The organism is Streptomyces sp. NPDC086549 (assembly GCF_044746205.1).
Taxonomy (GTDB): Bacteria; Actinomycetota; Actinomycetes; order Streptomycetales; family Streptomycetaceae; genus Streptomyces.
On record NZ_JBIVBS010000007.1, the window covers coordinates 313322 to 330157 of the forward strand.

Consider the following 16836-nt stretch of genomic DNA (forward strand, 5'->3'; position numbering starts at 1 on the left):
CACGGAACGAACGCGCCGGAGCACTCCCTGTAATGGTGTGGCTTGATTTCGCCGGTATGGCCGAGAATGGAGGATGGTGCAGGAGTCCGGCCGGGTCAAGGGGTGCGTACCGGTCCTTACGGGGCTCTTTACCGGCGCACCGGTTGCATCTGCGCACCGGCGGGCACGCTTCGCGTCAGAGGCCGAGCTGGCGCAGCACCGCGCGCGGGCGGTTGGTGATGATGGCGTCGATCCCCAGCTCGACGCAGAGGTCGACGTCCTCGGGCTCGTTCACGGTCCACACGTGCACCTGGTGGCCGGCCCGCTTCAGCCGCTCGATGTACGCCGGGTGGTTGCGCACGATCCGGATGGACGGACCCGCGATCCGGACGCCCGCGGGCAGCCGCCCGTCGCGCAGCCGGGGCGAGACGAACTGCATCAGGTAGACCGTCGGCAGAGTGGGCGAGCCGGCCCGCACCCGGTGCAGCGAGCGTGCCGAGAAGCTCATGACCCGCACCTGTGACTCGGCCGCCGAGGCCGGGGCGTCCAGTCCGAACCGCTTCAGGAGCAGCAGCAGCCGCTCCTCGACCTGTCCGGCCCAGCGTGTGGGGTGCTTCGTCTCGATGGCCAGCTCCACCCGCCGTCCCGCGTCCGCGACCAGCTCCAGCAGTCGCTCCAGGGTCAGTACGGAGGTGTCCGCGTGGTCCTCCGGGCGGTACTCCCAGTCGGGCTCCTCGTCCCGGCCGCGCCAGGTCTCGCGCTTCTTCCAGGAGCCGAAGTCCAGGGCGGCGAGTTCCGCCAGTTCCAGGGCGGACACCGCACCGCGGCCGTTGGACGTGCGGTTGACCCTCCGGTCGTGCACGCACACCAGGTGGCCGTCCGCGGTCAGCCGTACGTCGCACTCGAGAGCGTCCGCACCGTCCTCGATCGCCTTCCGGTATGCGGCGAGGGTGTGCTCGGGGGCGTCCTCGGAGGCTCCTCGGTGGGCGACGACCTGGATCTGGTGCTGGCGTGCGTGTGTCACCGCGTCATGGTGCCACCATGACGGGTTGCGCGGGGCGGCACGGGTGCGCACGTGCGGCGAACGGCGGCAGGGACCCTGCTCCGGAATGGAACTTTTGCCATAAAGGTCCTATATAAAGATTGACGCCGGACCCACAGCCACCGCTTATGGTGCTCTGACGGCCCGTGGGAAAAGCTGACAGCAGACAAAAGCACATGCACAGCTGAATCGCGCCGGAGACCGTCGACAAGCGTGAAAGAGCGTGACCGAGTGCGACCGAGACAAACAGCCGTGGACCGAGGAGAAGAGCTGTGAGCACCGAGAACGAGGGCACCGAGGTACCTCCGGCCCCCTCCGCGCCTCCCGTGCCGGTGGCATCTCCCGCTGCTTCCGCGCAGGCAGCCGCAGCCGACGGGGGCGCGCCGACCACTCCGCTCCCACCGGTGCATCCGGGCGCCCCCAGCGCGCCGGAGCAGGGCGTGGCCCCGGCCGCGTACGCCTCCGTGGGCGCGCCCGACGGGCATCAGGGCCCTGGCACCGCCGCGGACGGCTCGTGGCCGCCACCGCCCCCCGTCACACCCGCCTACGCGGACGGCGGCGCCGGAGGCGGCACCGGCTGGGGTGCGTCGTACCAGCAGCCCGCACCGAAGCCGCGCAGCGGGCGCGGCGGGCTGGTCGCCGCAGTCCTGGCCGCTGCACTGCTCGCGGGCGGCCTGGGAGGCGGCCTCGGCTACACCCTGGCCAAGAACAACGACGACTCCGGCTCCACCACCGTCTCCGCCTCCGACAGCAGCGCCACGCAGGTCAAGCGCGCCCCGGGCACCATCGCGGCGGTCGCCGCCAAGTCACTGCCCAGCACGGTCACCATCGAGGCGGAGAGCACCAGCGGCGAGGGCGGCACGGGTACCGGATTCGTCTTCGACAAGCAGGGCCACATCGTCACCAACAACCACGTGGTGGCGGACGCGGTGGACGGTGGCAAGCTGACCGCCACCTTCCCGAACGGCAAGAAGTACGACGCCGAGATCGTCGGCCACGCCCAGGGCTACGACGTGGCGGTCATCAAGCTCAAGAACGCCCCGTCGGACCTCCAGCCGCTCGCGCTCGGCGACTCCGACAAGGTGGCCGTCGGCGACGAGACGATCGCCATCGGCGCCCCCTTCGGCCTCTCCAACACGGTGACGACCGGCATCATCAGCGCCAAGAACCGCCCGGTCGCCTCCAGTGACGGCAGCGCCTCCAGCAAGGCGTCCTACATGAGCGCCCTGCAGACCGACGCCTCCATCAACCCGGGCAACTCCGGCGGCCCGCTGCTCGACGCGAGCGGGGCGGTCATCGGCATCAACTCCGCGATCCAGTCCAGCAGCAGCGGCGGTCTGGGCGGCTCCGGCCAGTCCGGTTCGATCGGTCTCGGCTTCGCCATCCCGATCAACCAGGCCAAGTACGTCGCCCAGCAGCTGATCAAGACCGGCAAGCCGGTCTACGCGAAGATCGGCGCGTCCGTCTCCCTGGAGGACTCCACGGGCGGGGCGAAGATCACCGACACGGGCGCCAGCGGCTCCTCCGCGGTCGAGTCGGGCGGTCCCGCGGACAAGGCGGGCCTCAAGCCCGGTGACGTCATCACCAAGCTCGACGACCACGTGATCGACAGCGGCCCGACCCTGATCGGCGAGATCTGGACCCACAAGCCCGGCGACAAGGTCACGATCACCTACCAGCGGGGCGGCCAGGAGCACACCGCCCAACTCACCCTGGGCTCGCGCAACGGCGACAACTGACCCACGCGCGCGTGACCAGACGTTACCCTTGTCCCCGCGCCGCACTGATCGGCGGCGCGGGGTGGGTTGCCCGAGCGGCCTAAGGGAACGGTCTTGAAAACCGTCGTGGCGCGAGTCACCGTGGGTTCAAATCCCACACCCACCGCGCAGGTGAACGGCCCCTGACCAGGCGAATTGGTCAGGGGCCGTTGCGTTGTGCGGTGCCCGCTCGGCACCGTGGTTCCCCGCGGTTCCCCATGCGATCGGGCACGGATGGGGCACGGGCACCGTCTGATCCGTAGCTCTCTGTGGATCGGTCGACGGCGTTCATCGCGGTCGCGTCGAAGTCTCCAAGGGACGCTACAGGCCATGGGCCATTGCTGGGGTTGCTGTACCGCAACCGAGCTCCGTCGACCCCCTTCGCGGGCCGCCGTCCACCGTTTCCAGCGGGAACCCTGCCGTCGTCACTCGACGCAGGCGGTCAGACACACCCTTCACCGAGACATCGCGACAAAATGCGCGAATATGAGTGAAGGGGCTGTATTGGTATGTGCCAGGGAGCCACTGGATGGACGCCTCGGACGAACTTCTTCGAAGGGCCGACCCGGCGGCTCTTCTGACGCCAGATGGCGCCATCCGCAGCCTCAACGCTGCGATGGCCACGGCGGTGGGCAGGTCGGCGGAGCAGTGCCTGGGCCGTAACTTCGGTGAGCTGTGGCCCGCAAGCCAGCGGACGTCGGCCGAGAGTCTTGTGGCCCACGCCGCCAAGATGAAAACGGTCGCGATGCGGGTGCTGGAGTTCCCCGGGCGCGGCGGAGCATCCGTTGCCTGCTTGTTCGAGGCGCAGCCGGTGACGGATCCCGCAGGTGACGAGCAACTGGTCTGGGTGCACGCCCTGGACGCGCGCAACGACCTGGCCAGCCTGCTGATCCCATTCCGGCTGGCCACCGAGGCCGCCGACCTCGGCCTGTGGATGTACTCGCGCGATGACCACCAGCTGGAGTGGCTCGGTGGCCTACCAGCCCTGGTCGCGCTCTACCCGGATCTCACCGCGCCGCTGTCCAGAGTGATCTCGGCAGTGCACCCCGACGACCGGGAGGCTTTCCGGCAGCTCCTGCGCTCGGGTTCCGCCCAGTCCCCCTCCCCCTGGGTGAGGTACCAGTACCTCACCCGGCACGACGGCTGGCACCGGCTGGCCGCCCAGACCCGTCGGGTCCAGCTGGGCTACGACGGCCCCGAACGGATCTTCGGGGTGGTCCGCGACGACACCAAACAGGAGAAGCGCAAGAAGAAGGCGCAGGCCGCACTGACTGCCGAACGACAGCGCGCCAAAGACACCGCCGACTTCTCCTCCGCCTTGATCGCCGCAGCCACGGAGCAGGAACTGCGGCAGGTCGTCCTGACCCGGCTCGCCGCGACGTTCGGCGCCACCGGCGCCCTGCTCGCCCTCGTCGACCACGGCCGGCTGCGCGTCTCCACCGACGCCGGGATATCCGTGGGGGAGGCGCAGGCCCTGCACGGCATGTCACTGGACCATCCCAGCGCGCTGCCCGAAGCGATTCGCACCGGCAAGCCGCAGTTCGTCCCCGACCAGGAGGACTACATCCGCCGCTGGCCGCACGGGACATCCTCGCCGTGGCTCGCTCGGCTCGGCTCCGACTACGCCGTCTCCATCACGCCCCTCAGCGAGACCGGCAATCCGCCACTCGGAGCATGGGAGATGACCCACGGCAGTGGATTCCGGCCGTCCCTGGACGAGCGGACCCTCATGGGCACGCTGGCCGACCTGGCAGGCCAGGCACTGAGGCGCATCAGGTTGCAGCAGGCACGCGTCGAGCTGGCCACGGCGCTGCAGCAGACCATGCTGCCCACGCTGCCCGAGCACCTCCCGGGTCTGCAGGTTGCCGCCCGCTACCGACCCAGCCGGGACGGGCTGGACATCGGCGGAGACTGGTACGACGCCTTCGTCACGCCCGACGGCGCGATCGCCCTGGAGATCGGCGACGTACAGGGGCACGACGTGGACGCCGCCGCCTTCATGGGACAGGTCCGCCTGTCCATGCGTGCGATCGCCGCCCAGGAACCGGATCCGGCAACCGTGCTGATGCGGACCAACGAGCTGCTCGTCACGATGGATCCGGCACGATTCGCCAGCTGCACCATCCTGCGTGTCGACCCGCACGACGGACGGGTCACCGGCACCAGTGCCGGCCATGTGCCGGTGCTCTGCGCGCACAGGGACGGCAGCCACGAGGTCCGTGAGCTGCCGGGCGGCCCGGTCCTGGGAGTCGTGCCCGGCACCGAGTACCGTGAGGAGACCTTCACCCTGGACGAGGACAGTGCGCTGGTCATGGTCACCGACGGCGTGGTCGAAGGACCGGGCCTCACGCTGGAAGCCGGACTGGAGCGAGCCGGAGAGCTGGCCGCCCAGGCCGTCCACGACGGGCTGAATGCCGAGGAGACCGCCGACCGCATCCTCGACGCCGCGGTCGCGGTCGACCACCTCGACGATGTGGCGCTGCTGGTCATACGACGTACGTGACTGCATCACGCTGGCGGGGCGCCATCAATCGGTCGATGACGACACCCACGCTGGCACAGGCTTTGAGATCCCTTCCGGTCTGGTCGTCGAACTGTCACGGGCGAAGGTCAAACCCGGCGCCGAGGCCGAGGCCGACAGGTGGATGCGCATGCTCAACGACCGTCTCGACGACTGCGTGGCCACTCTGGACCGCGAACGGATGGCCATCGAGATCGTGTTCCGGCTGCGGGAACACGACGAGGACTATCTGTTCTGGGTCACCGTGAGAGGTGAGGACGGGGCAGGCCTGGATCGCGATCTTCCCATCGATCGCGATCACATGGAGCAGGCCAGGCGGACGAAGGAACCCGGCTGGGTGGAGGCTGAGCCGCAGGTGCTCATGCTTCCGGAACCCGTGCGTCAAGCGGTGTTGAGCTGGGCGCTGCGAGCCCAGTAGCTGTTCGCTCACTCGTGCCGAGCTGCAGGGTCTCGAAGACGCGTACCTGTGTGTGCGGAGTTGTACGCGGATTTTGTGTGCGGACGCTCCTCGATATCGGCATGTCACATGATCCATGCCCTGTGACGGCATTGTCCCGAGTCGGTGACACGGGGCGCCGCGGTGGTGCGGCGGTGACCAGGGCGTTGTTACGGTCCGGATCCGGGTGCGGCCGGTCGGGCCGCCCGTGACCAGGGGGGACGTCCCAGATGAATGCCCATCGCCTCAGACCCGCCGTCGTCGTGCTCGCGGCCGTCGCGCTGGCCGCCGTGCTCACCGGATGCCAGGGGGGCGGCTCCGCCGCCGGAGCCGCCGGAGCCGCCGGCACACCGAGCACCGGCGCCACGGCGAGCTCGGCGCCCGGCACGTCCGGCGGCAAGGGCGGGGCCGCCGCGAGCGCGGATGCCACCGCCGGCGCGCATGCCACCGCGACCGTGTCGCCCGGCACGACAGGCGGCGGGACGGCCACGGCGAAGCCCGCCTCCAAGACCACCGCACCGGCCGCCGACTGCGTCAGTTCGGCGCCGGACCCGGACCATGTCGACCCCGACGAGATCGCCCTCTACCGCGTCGAGGAGCTTCCCGGCAGCACCGGCAAGGTGAACCTCGTCATCCAGCACGGGGCCTGGGGATGCCCCGACAAGGACACCGACGGCGCGCCGTTCGTCGTCACCGGTGAGGACGCCCGCTGGGCCATGGACCAGGCCGCGTACGTCACCGCGACCAACCCCATCACCAGCAGCAGCAAGAACCAGCGCATCGGCGTGGGCGAGCTGATCGACTGGGTCGACGCCCACCCCGACTCCGGTCTGGTGTTCAGGTACGAGACCGGCGCCGACGGCTCCATCGACCGACTGGAGCAGGTCTACACGCCGTAGTACGGCTCGACGGGCCACACCCTGGGGACGCGCGCGGTCGCCGTTCCCGGGGCCCGGGTGATTCACCGCCGCTGATGGCCCGTCATCCGCGCCGCCGACGCGATCGTCGCGCGTGCCTCGCGTTCGGTCAGGCCGGTGTCCAGGGCCGCGTCGATCAAAGGGGCGACGAGGGCGGAGCCGATGCCGTTCTCGTAGGCGCGGCAGGCGGCCCAGAACAGGCGGGTGTTGCGCTGGCCCTTGTGGGCGGCGAGGACGAACTGGACCAGGCCCTGGCCGCGGTCGCCGACCGAGGGGTGCGTCGCGGGGTGGGGTGGGCTCGGCGGCGGGAGCAGCAGGCGGAGCAGGGCGGGCGGGCAGGGGGCCGGGGCCAGGTGCGCGGTGCCGGGAGCGGTGCCGTAGACACCGTGGTCGGTGCGTGAGCCGGGTCCGACGAGGTAGCCGCCGGCGCCCCGGATGTCGATGCCGGGGGCGAGCCGGCCGGCCGAGTTGGGCACGGCGACGTCCGGCGGGCCGCTCAGCCAGAGGTGGCGGCCGCCGCTCGGGGTCAGTACGACGACGGTCTCGGGGATCGTGAACAGGTGCCGCAGGGCGAGTTCACGCAGGGCGGCCGAGGAGTCCGTGCCGGACTTGGTGTCGAGGTCGATGCCGATCAGATGGTGCGGTGGCAGTCCGCAGGCGATGCCGTAGCCGGTGGACCAGGGCGCGGCGGCGAACAGCTCGCGGATGCGTGCCGGGTCGGACGAGGCGTCGTACACGCCGTGGCCGAAGCGGCCGCACTCGCCGTGGCAGGGCGCGGGGGCGGGGTCGTCGCGGTGGGGGGAACGCAGGGCCGGGAGTTTCGTCCGGGTCAGGGGGATGACGGCCAGTCCGCGTTCGGCGGCTGACAGGGCGTGTGCGAGGGCCAGCGTCGTGGCCTGCCGGTCGGTGGTGGCCATGGCTCCATGTTCGTACGCATGTTCGAAAAAAGGAAGAGGGGCTGGCGGTGGCTCGCCGAGGTGGGGAGGTTGGCCGGAAATGCGCCGGAACGATTCCTCGCTTGCGGCACTTGAGGTGAAGTGCCCGAGCTGTGACTTGTTGGGGCTGAGATCACCAAAGATGGCGAAAAGGGTTTATCGACTTGTCCTCACGCTTGAGGGCGAATCACGGCTTCCGGGGTGGTTCGACGGGGATTCGATGGGCAACTCTGGATTCGCGACGTCGTGCACAACCGCCGGGGTGGTCGGCCAACTCCCCTGGTCATAGCCGTACTTGACGTACTCCGGGGCCTTGCGGCCGATGGGTACTCGTTCTGGAGGAACAACATGGCAAGCATCCGTACCGCCCGCGTTCTCGCCGCCGTCTCCGCGCTCCCGCTCGCGGCCGCCCTCTTCACCGGCGTCGCGGCCGCGGACAACGGCGGCTTCGCGGCCGACGGATCGAACGCGGGCGTGGCGAGCGTCGTCGGCAGCGGGGTCGGCCACAACAACAGCGGAAACTCGTCCACCACGCAGCAGAACGCGGTCGGCCACGGTGCCTCGAACCAGAGCAACACCGCGCAGGTCAACGGCTCCGCGTTCACGGCCATCAACCAGGGGAACGAGAACGTCCTGATCCACTTCACCAGGCTCTGGTGACCCGCGTCTGAAGTTCCTTGCGGGGTGTGCTCTTGGGGGTCGTAACGCGTCTGCGCGGCGGTGCTTCGGTACCGCCGCGCAGGCGTTTTCGCGTTCCCGGGCCGACCTTGACACCCGACGGAATCTGACGGACAGTCAGAAACGGTCATTCGTACGAGGTCGGGAGGCCCCCGCCGTGCACCTCGCCCCCACCGAGCGCCAGCAGCGGCTGCGTGCCGAACTCCGCTCCCACTTCCGGACCTTGATGGCGGGCGGCCCCTTCGACGCGGCACAACAGCGGGCGCTGCTGCGGCGCATCGGTGCCGACGGCCTGCTCGGGCTCGGCTGGCCGGTCGAGTACGGCGGACAGGGCCGGGGCGCGGACGAGCAGTTCGTGTTCTTCGACGAGGCGTACCGGGCAGGCGCACCCGTCTCGATGGTCACGTTGAACACGGTCGGGCCCACGCTCATGAAATACGGGAGCGAGCGGCAAAAGGAATACTTCCTGCCCCGGATCCTGCGCGGGGAGCTGGTCTTCGCGATCGGTTACAGCGAGCCGTCCGCCGGGACCGACCTGGCCTCGCTGCGGACGCGGGCGGTGCGGGAGGGCGACGGCTGGGTGGTGGACGGCCAGAAGATCTTCACCTCGGGCGCCCAGCACGCCGACTGGATCTGGCTCGCCTGCCGCACCGACCCCGAGGCGCCGAAGCACCGGGGCATCTCGATCGTCCTCGTCCCCACCGACGCGCCCGGGTTCTCCTGGACGCCCATCGAGACGGTGGGCGGACAGACCACGACGGCCACCTACTACGACGGCGTCCGGGTCCCCGCCGGGAACCTCGTCGGCACCGAGAACGACGGCTGGTCGCTCATCACCAACCAGCTGAACCACGAACGGGTCGCCCTCGCGGCCGTCGGGTTGCAGGCCGAGGACTACTACGCGGCCGCCCTCGCCGCCGCCCGCGCCCCCGATCCGGTGACGGGCAGGCGCCGGGTTGACGATCCGTGGGTGCGTTTTCGGCTGGCCGAGGCACATGCCCGGCTGGCGGCGAACCGCCTGCTCAGCTGGCGTTTGGTGGCGGACGCGGGGGCGGGCCGGCCGGCCCCTGGCGAGGCGAGCGGGGTGAAGTTCGCGGGAACGGAATCGACTGTCGCGACGTATCGCATGTGTCAGGAAATCGTCGGCGAGGCGGGACTGGTCCGCTCCGGCTCCCCGGGCGCGTTCGGGGACGGCGAACTGGAGCGGCTGAACAGGGCGGCACAGATCAACACGTTCGGGGGCGGGGTGAGCGAGGTGCAGCGGGAGATCGTCGCGACGATGCGGCTCGGGATGACGAGGGGGCGGCGGTGAGTGACGGGCCGGACGAGCTGTGGAAACGGCTCAAGGCGTACGAGGGTCAGGCGGCCGCCGTCGCCTGCGTGGGCAAGGACCCGGTCAACGCGCCGATGATCCGGCACTGGTGCGAGGCGATGGGCGACGCGAACCCGGCGTACGAGGGGCCGGACGCCGTGGCCCCGGCCACCATGCTCCAGGCGTGGACGATGGGCGGCCTCTCCGGCCACGAGGGGCGCACGGCGGCGTTCGACGAGCTGATGACCCTCCTCGACGAGGCGGGCTGCACCTCGGTGGTCGCCACCGACTCCGAGCAGGAGTATCTGCGGCCACTGCGGCCCGGGGACGAGGTCACGTTCGACACGGTGATCGAGTCGGTGTCGGAGCGGAAGACGACCAAGCTCGGCACGGGGTACTTCGTCACGACCCGCATGGACGTGCGGGTGGGCGAGGACCTCGCGGGCACACACCGCTTCCGCATCCTCAAGTACGCACCGTCACGCGGGAAGCAGAAGGCCCGGCGGGCCCGGCGCCCCCGCCCGGTGGTCAACCGGGACAACGCCGGCTTCTGGGAGGGCGTGGCCCGGCACCGGCTGCTCATCCAGCGCTGCACCGACTGCCGCACGCTGCGCCACCCCTGGCTGCCGGGCTGCAACTCCTGCGGCTGCCCGGAGTGGGACACGGTCGAGGCGAGCGGCGCGGGCACGGTCTATTCGTACGTGGTGATGCACCACCCGCCGTTCCCCGCCTTCACGGAATCCGATCATGCCGCTGACGCGGCGGGTCCCTACGCAGTCGGGCTGATCGAGCTCGCGGAGGGCGTGCGGATGGTGAGCAACGTGGTGGGGGTGCCGTACGACAAGGTGCGCATCGGGCTGCCGGTGCGGGTGGAGTTCCGGACTCACGAGGACGAGGAGGGCGCACTGGTCCTGCCGGTGTTCCGGGTCACCGAGGGCGAGGCCTGACATGGACTTCACGCCCACGGAGGAACAGGCCGAGGCTCGCGATCTCGCCGCACGGATCTTCGGTGACCTGGCGACGCACGAGCGGCTGGCGGCCGCCGGCACCGGCAGCGACCCTGAGCTGTGGAAGGCCCTGTGCGGGGCGGGTCTGGTGAGCGCGGTGGCGGACCTGGGCCTGCTCGGGTTGGTGCTGCTCCTGGAGGAACAGGGCCGCACGACGGCCCAGGTGCCGTACGCGGCGACCTGTGTCTACGGGCTCCTCGCCGTCACCGCCCACGGCACCCCGGAGCAACGGGAGCGGCTGCTGCCGGGCATCGGGGACGGCTCGGTCGTGGTGAGCGGGGCGTTTCCGGCGCAGGGAGGGGTACGGGCCTCGGCCCGGGGCGAGTTGACCGGCACCGTGCCCGTCGTCCCCTGGCTGCGGGACGCCACACACGTACTCGTCGCTGACGGCGGCCGACGGCTGTGGCTGACACCGCTCGCGGAGGGCATCACGGTCACTCCGGTCGAGCTGACCGCACCCTGGTCGGCCGGACGTCTCACGCTCGACGGCGCGCCCGCGGAACGGCTCGGCGATCCTGACGCCTACGCCTACGCCGACGTCCTGGCCGCCGCCCGCACCGCCTTCGCCGGTCTGCAGGCCGGGGTGTGTGCGGGATCGCTCGCGCGGGCGGTGGCGCACGTGAACGGCCGGGAGCAGTTCGGCCGGCCGCTCGCCACCCGGCAGGCGGTCCAACTCCGCGCCGCCGACGCACACATGGACACCGAGGCGATACGGGTGACGGCGTACGAGGCGGCCTGGCGGCGCGACACGGGGCTCCCTTGTGCCACGCACGCGCTGACCGCCGCGTGGTGGGCGTCCGAGGCGGGGCAGCGGGTCGTCCACACGGGCCAGCATCTGCACGGCGGTGCGGGTGCCGACCTCGGCCATCCGGTGCACCGGCACTTCCTGTGGGGGCGGCAGCTGGACGCCTATCTGGGATGCGGGAGCGAAGTGCTGCAGGAACTGGGGGAGTTGATCGCGAGTGCGGAGTGAGGGCATGACGGTGCCGACGGCGGGCGCGGAGCTGCCGCCGCTGGAGATCCCGATCACACGGACGCTGATCGTGGCCGGCGCGATCGCGTCCCGGGACTACCAGGACGTGCACCACGACGCGGAACTGGCCCGACAGAAGGGCTCCCCGGACGTCTTCATGAACATCCTGACGACGAACGGCCTGGTCGGCAGATACATCACGGACCACTTCGGCCCGACGGCCGTGCTCCGCAAGGTCGCCATACGGCTGGGGGCACCCAACTACCCGGGAGACACGATGGTGTTGACGGGCCGGATCGAGCGGGTGGACGGCGACACCGCCACCGTCCGGGTGACCGGGGCCAACGACATCGGCAGACACGTGACGGGCACGGTCACGGTCACCGTCCCGCCCGGGGGTGGTGCGCGATGAGCGTACGGACCCGGGACACGCTCGGCGGACGCGCGGCGATCGTCGGCATCGGGGCCACCGAGTTCTCCAAGGACTCGGGCCGCAGTGAGCTGCGGCTGGCGGTGGAGGCGGTGCGGGCCGCGCTCGACGACGCGGGGCTGACCCCCGGGGACGTGGACGGGCTTGTCACGTTCACGATGGACACCAGCCCGGAGATCACCGTGGCCCAGGCCTGCGGAATGGGCGAGCTGTCCTTTTTCTCCCGGGTCCACTACGGCGGCGGGGCGGCCTGCGCGACCGTCCAGCAGGCGGCGCTCGCCGTGGCCTCGGGCGTGGCGGAGGTGGTGGTCTGCTACCGGGCGTTCAACGAGCGGTCGGGGCGGAGATTCGGCTCGGGCGTGCAGCACCGGGAGCCGTCGGCGGAGGGCGTGGCGCTCGGCTGGTCGCTGCCGTTCGGGCTGCTCACCCCGGCGTCCTGGGTGGCCATGGCGGCACAGCGCTATCTGCACGCCTACGGGCTGACCCCGGAGGCGTTCGGGCACGTGGCGGTCGTGGACCGCGGGTACGCGGCGACCAACCCGGCGGCGTACTTCCACGGCCGTCCGATCACGCTCGCCGACCACGCGGCCTCGCGGTGGATAGTCGAACCGCTCCGGCTCCTCGACTGCTGTCAGGAGACGGACGGCGGACAGGCGCTCGTCGTCACGTCCGTGGAGCGGGCCCGTGACCTGCCGCATCCGCCCGCGGTGATCGCGGCCGCCGCCCAGGGCGCGGGCCGCGCCCAGGAGCAGATGACCAGCTTCTACCGCGACGACCTGACCGGCCTGCCGGAGATGGGCGTGGTGGCCCGGCAGCTGTGGCGCACCTCCGGGCTGGCCCCGGCCGACATCGACGTGGGGATCCTGTACGACCACTTCACCCCTTTTGTTCTGATGCAGTTGGAGGAGTTCGGGTTCTGTGGAAGAGGGGAGGCGGCGGACTTCGTGGCCGAGGAACGGCTGCCGGTCAACACACACGGGGGCCAGCTCGGGGAGGCGTACCTCCACGGTATGAACGGGGTGGCGGAAGGAGTGCGCCAGGTGCGGGGCACGGCCGTGAACCGGATAGCGGGGGCGGGCCGGATCCTGGTGACGGCGGGGACGGGGGTGCCGACGTCGGGGCTCGTCCTCGCCGCGGACGGCTGAGCCCGCAGGGGCGAACCCGTAGTACCGGTCTCCGGGTAGTCCACCTTCAGGAGGTGTAGGCCGCCCCCCTTCTACAACCTGAGGGGGACTCTGCTTCGGGACCTGGGGCCGATCCGCCGGAACAGGGTCGCTCATAGCGTGGGGCCATGACCACACTCGTCTGCACCAGCGCTTCGGACGCCGCCACATCGGCGAGGCAGACCCGTCCGTACCCGTCGTTTCCGTCGTTCTCGTCGTACGTGAGGGCCCGCCAGCCGGTGCTGCTGCGCACCGCACGGTCGCTGACCGCGAACCCGAGCGACGCGGAGGACCTGCTGCAGACCGCGCTCACCAAGACCTACGTGGCCTGGGAGCGGATCGAGGACCACCGGGCGCTCGACGGCTATGTGCGCCGGGCGCTGCTGAACACGCGGACCTCGCAGTGGCGCAAGCGCAAGGTCGACGAGTTCGTGTGCGACGAACTGCCCGAGCCCGAGCCCGTGCCCTGCGGGGGCGACCCGGCGGAGCGGCAGGCGCTGCACGACGCGATGTGGCGGGCGATCGGCAAGCTGCCCGCGCGGCAGCGGGCGATGGTCGTCCTGCGGTACTACGAAGATCTGAGCGAGGCCCAGACGGCCGAGGTGCTGGGGGTGTCGGTGGGGACGGTGAAGTCGGCGGTGTCGCGGGCGCTCGGCAAGCTGCGTGAGGATCCCGAGCTCGGCCTCGTTCGGTAGGCGCGCGCGGCCCCCGAAGCGGGCGAGTTTTCCTGCCCCTAGTGACATACCGAGCGGTATGTGCGCAGAATCAGCGCAGCCCTTACTACCGCGTAGGCAGTGTCGCCCCGGGAGGACGCCGTGCTGAGCACCATGCAGGACGTACCGCTGACCGTCACCCGCATCCTTGTGCACGGTGTGCTGGTGCACGGACGGTCCCAGATCACCACCTGGACCGGGGAGGGCGAGCCGCAGCGGCGCAGCTTCGCCGAGGCCGGGATCCGCGCGGTGCAGCTGGCCAACGCCCTGCGCGACGACCTCGGCGTCCGGGGCGACGACCGGGTCGCCACGCTGATGTGGAACAACGCCGAGCATGTCGAGGCGTACTTCGCGATCCCCTCCATGGGCGCGGTGCTGCACACGCTCAACCTCCGCCTGCCCGCCGAGCAGCTGGCCTGGATCGTCGACCACGCCGCCGACCGCGTGATCATCGTCAACGGTTCGTTGATCCCCCTGCTCGCCCCGCTGCTGCCCCGGCTGACGACGGTCGAGCACATCGTCGTCTCCGGCCCCGGCGACCGCTCCCCGCTCGCCGGCGCCACGGCGCAGGTGCACGAGTACGAGGAGCTGATCGCCGGCAAGCCGACGACGTTCGACTGGCCGGAGATCGACGAACGCCAGGCCGCCGCCATGTGCTACACCTCCGGCACCACCGGCGACCCCAAGGGCGTGGTCTACAGCCACCGTTCCATCTACCTGCACTCCATGCAGGTCAACATGACCGAGTCCATGGGCCTGACCGACCAGGACACCTCGCTCATCGTGGTCCCCCAGTTCCACGTCAACGCCTGGGGCCTGCCGCACGCCACCTTCATGACCGGCGTCAACATGCTGATGCCGGACCGCTTCCTGCAGCCGGCGCCGCTCGCCGAGATGATCGAGAGCGAGCGCCCGACCCACGCGGCCGCCGTCCCCACCATCTGGCAGGGCCTGCTCGGCGAGCTGACCGCCAAGCCCCGGGACGTCTCCAGCCTCACCCAGGTCACCATCGGCGGCGCGGCCTGTCCGCCCTCCCTCATGAAGGCGTTCGACAAGCTCGGCATGCGGGTCTGCCACGCCTGGGGCATGACGGAGACCTCCCCGCTCGGCACGGTCGCGCGCCCTCCGGCCCACGCGGTCGGCACGGAGGAGGAGTTCGCGTACCGCCTCATGCAGGGCCGCTTCCCGGCCGGCGTCGAGGCACGGCTCACCGGACCGGGCGGCGAGCGGCTCCCCTGGGACGGCGAGTCCGCGGGTGAGCTGGAGGTACGCGGCGCGTGGATCGCGGGCTCCTACTACAACGGCCCCGACGCCGAACCGCTGCGCCCCGCCGACAAGTTCAGCGAGGACGGCTGGCTGAAGACGGGTGACGTCGGCACCATCAGCCCCGACGGCTTCCTCACCCTCACGGACCGCGCCAAGGACGTCATCAAGTCCGGCGGAGAGTGGATCTCCTCGGTCGACCTGGAGAACGCCCTGATGTCCCACCCGGACGTCGCCGAGGCCGCCGTGGTCGCCGTCCCCGACGACAAGTGGGGCGAGCGCCCGCTGGCCACGGTCGTCCTCAAGGCGGGCGCCACCGCCGACTTCGAGACCCTGCGCACCTTCCTCGCCGAGGAGGCCAGGATCGCCAAGTGGCAGCTCCCGGAGCGCTGGACGGTCATCGAGGCGGTGCCGAAGACGAGCGTGGGCAAGTTCGACAAGAAGAAGATTCGTGAAGCGCATAGGTTGGGCCAGCTCGACGTGACCAAGCTCAGCTGACCTTGCTGAGCTGCGTAGAGCCCCTGGCACCCCGCCGGGGGCTCTCGCCGTTGCGGCTGCTCTCACCCCGACAGAGCCCTTCCAGTGGCTCACTCCGGAGCCGGGCCGCTGCTGCGCCCCTCTCCCGGCTAAGGCGAAAACGCGCATAGCCGCGAGTGCGCAAGGATGGCCGTGCATGGCCCTCGTACCGTCGCGCTCTGCGGTTCAACGAGGGCCGCACCACTTCCGCACCAGCCCGCACCAGCAAAATCACGATCTACGAGTGTTCCGTGAGCAACTCCGCCAGGCGGTCCGCGAATGCGGTGAGCCAGTCCAATCGTGGTCCGCTGCGGGCAATGCGGAATCCGTGGTGACGGCCCCAGGACGCAGCCTGGACGGCATGGAACTGGGCCCAACGCTGGACGCGTTCGCGATCGAGTTCCGCGGCCTCGGTGAAGACGTCCAGAGTGCGGTGGACGGCCTTGCGGAGGTCGTCCGCTTCGAGGAGCGCCAACGCGCGCGACTTGAGCAGCGTGCCGCCGTCGTACGCGGGGTCTCCTACGTACCCCTTGGGGTCGACGGCCAGCCATGGCTCACGGTCGGCGCGCAGGATGTTCCGGGCGTGAAGGTCACCATGAATGAGCATGTCCGGCTGGACACGGCCCAGCTCGCGGACGGTCGCCACGGCGGCGTCCACCACATAACGCGACAGCGTGTGCGTCAGCTCCTCAGCATCCTTGCGTAGCTGCTCCTCCCAGGCGTCGGCCTGCTCCCGCAGCCGAGGCAGGCCAGGCGGTGCGGGAACGGCCAGCCGGCGATTGATCCACCCTGCGACCGTCACAACCTCATCGCCGTCTGCGACCTCCGCCAGAGTCGACGTCTGGACCCGTTCGAGCAGCATCGCGAAACGCTCGTCGTCGCGCTCGCGCAGCAGAACAGCTCCGCGCCCACCCCACGCCGCGAATGCGTCCGGCTCATGAACGTTGCCGGGATGCGGAAACGACACCTTCAGCACAGCGGGCCCCTCGCCCCGCCGTCGCACCGGGACGATGACCCCGACACCACCGTGCATGACCTCACCGTCCGGCATGCACCCCCAGCGCCCCAGCAACTCGTCCACAATCCACGGCAGTTCGGCAAGCCACCCCGCTCCGGGCTCTCCTTCACGCTCGACAGTGCCCCGTGCGAAGACCTCTGGTACCCCGATCATTTCGGGCACCTTACGCGCCAGCC

Annotated in this window: 15 protein-coding genes and 1 tRNA gene; 13 read left to right on the forward strand and 3 right to left on the reverse strand. The window is 70.6% G+C overall.

The genetic code is table 11. The annotated features are described in order from the left end of the window. Window positions 1–175: 175 nt before the first annotated feature. The gene (locus tag ACIPSA_RS23980; protein ID WP_402638016.1) at window positions 176–1003 is read right to left on the reverse strand and encodes a glycerophosphodiester phosphodiesterase; all 828 of its coding nucleotides are present in this window, start codon (window positions 1001–1003) and stop codon (window positions 176–178) included. A gap of 290 nt (window positions 1004–1293) precedes the next feature. On the opposite strand from ACIPSA_RS23980, the gene ACIPSA_RS23985 reads away from it, so the two are divergent. The 5 genes from ACIPSA_RS23985 (at window position 1294) to ACIPSA_RS24005 (ending at window position 6634) form a co-directional block, all read left to right on the forward strand. Further along, window positions 1294–2760 (forward strand): S1C family serine protease, encoded by a 1467-nt coding sequence (locus tag ACIPSA_RS23985; protein WP_402638017.1) that lies wholly within the window; start codon window positions 1294–1296, stop codon window positions 2758–2760. 60 nt (window positions 2761–2820) lie between these two features. Further along, window positions 2821–2905 (forward strand) — tRNA-Ser (locus tag ACIPSA_RS23990). A 402-nt stretch (window positions 2906–3307) separates the two neighbouring features. After that, window positions 3308–5281 carry a SpoIIE family protein phosphatase gene (locus ACIPSA_RS23995; RefSeq protein WP_402638018.1) on the forward strand — a complete coding sequence of 658 codons (1974 nt, stop codon included), beginning with the start codon at window positions 3308–3310 and terminating at the stop codon, window positions 5279–5281. Beyond that, window positions 5250–5717, forward strand: coding sequence for a DUF6176 family protein (locus ACIPSA_RS24000; protein ID WP_402638019.1), 468 nt, complete (start codon window positions 5250–5252; stop codon window positions 5715–5717). Before ACIPSA_RS23995 ends, ACIPSA_RS24000 begins: the two co-directional genes overlap by 32 nt. Window positions 5718–5965: 248 nt before the next feature. Further along, the gene (locus ACIPSA_RS24005; protein WP_402638020.1) at window positions 5966–6634 is read left to right on the forward strand and encodes a hypothetical protein; all 669 of its coding nucleotides are present in this window, start codon (window positions 5966–5968) and stop codon (window positions 6632–6634) included. Between the two features lie 62 nt (window positions 6635–6696). Here ACIPSA_RS24005 and ACIPSA_RS24010 read toward each other — a convergent pair whose 3' ends face one another. Then, window positions 6697–7569, reverse strand: coding sequence for a bifunctional DNA primase/polymerase (locus tag ACIPSA_RS24010; protein WP_402638021.1), 873 nt, complete (start codon window positions 7567–7569; stop codon window positions 6697–6699). Window positions 7570–7935: 366 nt separating this feature from the next. Between ACIPSA_RS24010 and ACIPSA_RS24015 the strand changes: the two genes are divergently transcribed. From ACIPSA_RS24015 to ACIPSA_RS24050, 8 genes are all read left to right on the forward strand, one after another. Beyond that, window positions 7936–8247: a hypothetical protein gene (locus ACIPSA_RS24015; protein WP_402638022.1), complete on the forward strand. Its 312-nt coding sequence runs from the start codon at window positions 7936–7938 to the stop codon at window positions 8245–8247. Between the two features lie 175 nt (window positions 8248–8422). Next, on the forward strand, window positions 8423–9577 hold the full coding sequence (locus ACIPSA_RS24020) for an acyl-CoA dehydrogenase family protein (RefSeq protein ID WP_402638023.1): 1155 nt from the start codon (window positions 8423–8425) through the stop codon (window positions 9575–9577). Continuing rightward, window positions 9574–10524 carry a bifunctional MaoC family dehydratase N-terminal/OB-fold nucleic acid binding domain-containing protein gene (locus ACIPSA_RS24025; protein ID WP_402638024.1) on the forward strand — a complete coding sequence of 317 codons (951 nt, stop codon included), beginning with the start codon at window positions 9574–9576 and terminating at the stop codon, window positions 10522–10524. Before ACIPSA_RS24020 ends, ACIPSA_RS24025 begins: the two co-directional genes overlap by 4 nt. Before the next feature lies 1 nt (window position 10525). Beyond that, the gene (locus ACIPSA_RS24030; protein WP_402638025.1) at window positions 10526–11557 is read left to right on the forward strand and encodes an acyl-CoA dehydrogenase family protein; all 1032 of its coding nucleotides are present in this window, start codon (window positions 10526–10528) and stop codon (window positions 11555–11557) included. Window positions 11558–11561: 4 nt separating this feature from the next. Further along, the gene (locus ACIPSA_RS24035) at window positions 11562–11969 is read left to right on the forward strand and encodes a MaoC/PaaZ C-terminal domain-containing protein (protein ID WP_402638026.1); all 408 of its coding nucleotides are present in this window, start codon (window positions 11562–11564) and stop codon (window positions 11967–11969) included. Then, window positions 11966–13132 carry a lipid-transfer protein gene (locus tag ACIPSA_RS24040; RefSeq protein WP_402638027.1) on the forward strand — a complete coding sequence of 389 codons (1167 nt, stop codon included), beginning with the start codon at window positions 11966–11968 and terminating at the stop codon, window positions 13130–13132. Before ACIPSA_RS24035 ends, ACIPSA_RS24040 begins: the two co-directional genes overlap by 4 nt. A gap of 146 nt (window positions 13133–13278) precedes the next feature. Further along, entirely contained in the window at window positions 13279–13845 is a 567-nt protein-coding gene (locus ACIPSA_RS24045; protein WP_402638028.1) for a SigE family RNA polymerase sigma factor, read from the forward strand. A gap of 120 nt (window positions 13846–13965) precedes the next feature. Further along, a complete protein-coding gene (locus tag ACIPSA_RS24050) occupies window positions 13966–15624 on the forward strand; it encodes a long-chain fatty acid--CoA ligase (protein WP_402638029.1) in 1659 nt (552 codons plus the stop codon). Between the two features lie 256 nt (window positions 15625–15880). Here ACIPSA_RS24050 and ACIPSA_RS24055 read toward each other — a convergent pair whose 3' ends face one another. Beyond that, a complete protein-coding gene (locus tag ACIPSA_RS24055; RefSeq protein ID WP_402638030.1) occupies window positions 15881–16813 on the reverse strand; it encodes an aminoglycoside phosphotransferase family protein in 933 nt (310 codons plus the stop codon). Between the last annotated feature and the right edge of the window lie 23 nt (window positions 16814–16836).